Consider the following 3,068-nt stretch of genomic DNA (forward strand, 5'->3'; position numbering starts at 1 on the left):
TCCGGCCGGTGTGGAAGGGCCGTACCCCGCGGGCCGGACGGAGGCGGGGACGGAGAGGGCCGCGGTGGGGACCGTGCCCCTCCCCGGTCAGCCCTCGCCCTCCCCGGTCAGCCCTGCCCTCCCCGGTCAGTCCTCGCCCTCCAGGCTGCCCTCGGTCTCCAGGAAGACCTGCCGCAACGCGTCCAGGACGGCCGGGTCCGGCTTCTCCCACATGCCGCGGGACTCGGCCTCCAGGAGCCGTTCGGCGATGCCGTGCAGCGCCCAGGGGTTGGCCTGCTGGAGGAACTCGCGGTTCGCCGGGTCCAGGACGTACGTCTCGGTGAGCTTGTCGTACATCCAGTCCGCGACCACGCCCGTCGTCGCGTCGTACCCGAAGAGGTAGTCGACCGTGGCGGCGAGCTCGAAGGCACCCTTGTAACCGTGGCGCCGCATCGCCTCGATCCACTTCGGGTTGACGACGCGGGCGCGGAAGACCCGGGAGGTCTCCTCGACCAGGGTGCGGGTGCGGACCGTCTCGGGGCGGGTGGAGTCGCCGATGTACGCCTCGGGGGCGGTGCCCTTCAGCGCCCGTACGGTCGCGACCATGCCGCCGTGGTACTGGAAGTAGTCGTCGGAGTCCGCGATGTCGTGCTCGCGGGTGTCGGTGTTCTTCGCGGCGACGGCGATGCGCTTGTACGCGCTCTCCATCTCGTCCCGGGCCGGGCGCCCGTCCAGCTCGCGGCCGTAGGCGTAGCCGCCCCACACCGTGTACACCTCGGCGAGGTCGGCGTCCGTGCGCCAGTCGCGGGAGTCGATCAGCTGGAGCAGCCCGGCCCCGTACGTCCCCGGCCGGGAGCCGAAGATACGGGTGGTGGCGCGCCGTTCGTCGCCGTGTTCGGCCAGGTCGGCCTGGGTGTGGGCGCGTACGAAGTTCCGCTCGGCCGGCTCGTCCAGGGAGGCGGCGAGCCGTACGGCGTCGTCCAGCAGGCCGACGGTGTGCGGGAACGCGTCCCGGAAGAAGCCGGAGATCCGCAGGGTGACGTCGATCCTGGGCCGGCCCAGCTCCTCGTACGGGATCGCCTCCAGGCCGGTGACGCGGCGCGAGGCGTCGTCCCAGACGGGGCGGACGCCGAGCAGGGCGAAGGCCTCGGCGATGTCGTCGCCCGCGGTGCGCATGGCGCTGGTGCCCCACAGGGACAGGCCGACGGAGGTGGGCCACTCGCCGTTGTCGGCGCGGTAGCGCTCCAGCAGCGAGTCGGCCAGCGCCTGGCCGGTCTCCCAGGCGAGCCGGGAGGGGACGGCCTTGGGGTCGACGGAGTAGAAGTTGCGGCCGGTCGGCAGCACGTTGACCAGGCCGCGCAGCGGGGAGCCGGACGGGCCGGCGGGGACGAAGCCGCCGTTCAGGGCGTGGACCGCGTGGTCGAGCTCGTCGGTCGTCGCGGCGAGCCGGGGCACCACCTCGCGGGCGGCGAAGTCGAGGATGTCGGCGACGGCCTGCGGGTGGCCGGCGGCCACCTCAGCGACGGCGTCCGGGTCCCAGTCGGCGTCGTCCATCGCCTGGACGAGCGCGCGGGCCTGCTCCTCGGTCGCGTCGGCGGCGGTGCGGGTGGCCGCGGACTCGTCGAGGCCGAGCGCCTCCCGCAGTCCGGGCAGCGAGGCGGTGCCGCCCCAGATCTGGCGGGCGCGCAGCACGGCCAGGACCAGGTTGACCCGGCCCTTCCCGGCCGGGGCGCCACCCAGGACGTGCAGACCGTCGCGGATCTGGACGTCCTTGATCTCACAGAGCCAGCCGTCGAGATGCATGATGAACTCGTCGAAGCCCTCGTCCTCGGGGCGGCCTTCGAGCCCCAGGTCGTGGTCGAGCTTCGCGGCCTGGATGAGCGTCCAGATCTGGGCGCGGACCGCGGGCAGCTTCGCCGGGTCCATCGCGGCGATCTGGGCGTGCTCGTCGAGGAGTTGTTCGAGGCGGGCGATGTCGCCGTAGCTGTCGGCGCGGGCCATCGGCGGCACCAGGTGGTCGACCAGGGTGGCGTGCACCCGGCGCTTGGCCTGGGTGCCCTCGCCCGGGTCGTTCACCAGGAACGGGTAGACCAGCGGCAGGTCGCCGAGGGCCGCGTCCGGGCCGCAGGCGGCGGACAGGCCGGCGTTCTTGCCGGGGAGCCACTCCAGGTTGCCGTGCTTGCCGAGGTGGATCATCGCGTCGGCGCCGAAGCCGTTGTCCTCGGCGGAGGCGGCGATCCAGCGGTAGGCGGCGAGGTAGTGGTGCGAGGGCGGCAGATCGGGGTCGTGGTAGATCGCGATCGGGTTCTCGCCGAAGCCGCGCGGCGGCTGGATGAGGATCAGCAGGTTGCCCCGGCGCAGGGCGGCCAGCACGATGTCGCCCTCCGGGTTGCGGGACCGGTCGACGAACATCTCGCCGGGCGCCGGGCCCCAGTGCTCCTCGACGGCCTCGCGCAGTTCGGCGGGCAGGGTGGCGAACCAGCGCCGGTAGTCGGCGGCGGGGATACGGACCGGGTTGCGGGCCAGCTGCTCCTCGGTGAGCCACTCCTGGTCGTGCCCGCCGGCCTCGATCAGCGCGTAGATCAGCTCGTCGCCGTCGCCGGAGACCAGGCCCGGGATCTCCTCCTCGGGCCCGAAGTCGTAGCCCTCGGCGCGCAGTCGGCGCAGCAGGGCGACGGCGCTGGCGGGGGTGTCGAGGCCGACCGCGTTGCCGATGCGGGAGTGCTTGGTCGGGTACGCGGACAGGACGAGCGCGATCCGCTTCTCGGCGGCCGGGATGTGGCGGAGCCGGGCGTGGCGTACGGCGATCCCGGCGACCCGGGCGGCCCGCTCGGGGTCGGCGACGTACGCCGGCAGGCCGTCCTCGTCGATCTCCTTGAAGGAGAACGGGACGGTGATCAGGCGGCCGTCGAACTCGGGGACGGCGATCTGGGTCGCGGCGTCCAGCGGGGAGACGCCCTCGTCGTTTTCCTCCCAGGCGCTGCGCGGGCTGGTCAGGCAGAGCGCCTGGAGGACGGGTACGTCGAGGCCGGTGAGGGCGCCCGCGTCCCAGGACTCGTCGTCGCCGCCCGCCGAGGCGGTGGCCGGCT

Annotated in this window: 1 protein-coding gene; it reads right to left on the reverse strand. The window is 73.6% G+C overall.

From position 1 onward, the window contains the following. Nucleotides 1–126: 126 nt before the first annotated feature. The coding region (cobN, locus tag IH13_RS0100365) for a cobaltochelatase subunit CobN (RefSeq protein ID WP_031079974.1) at nucleotides 127–3,068 on the reverse strand (2,942 nt) is incomplete at its 5' end.

The sequence above is a fragment of the Streptomyces sp. NRRL WC-3549 genome (assembly GCF_000721935.1).
Lineage (GTDB): Bacteria > Actinomycetota > Actinomycetes > Streptomycetales > Streptomycetaceae > Streptomyces.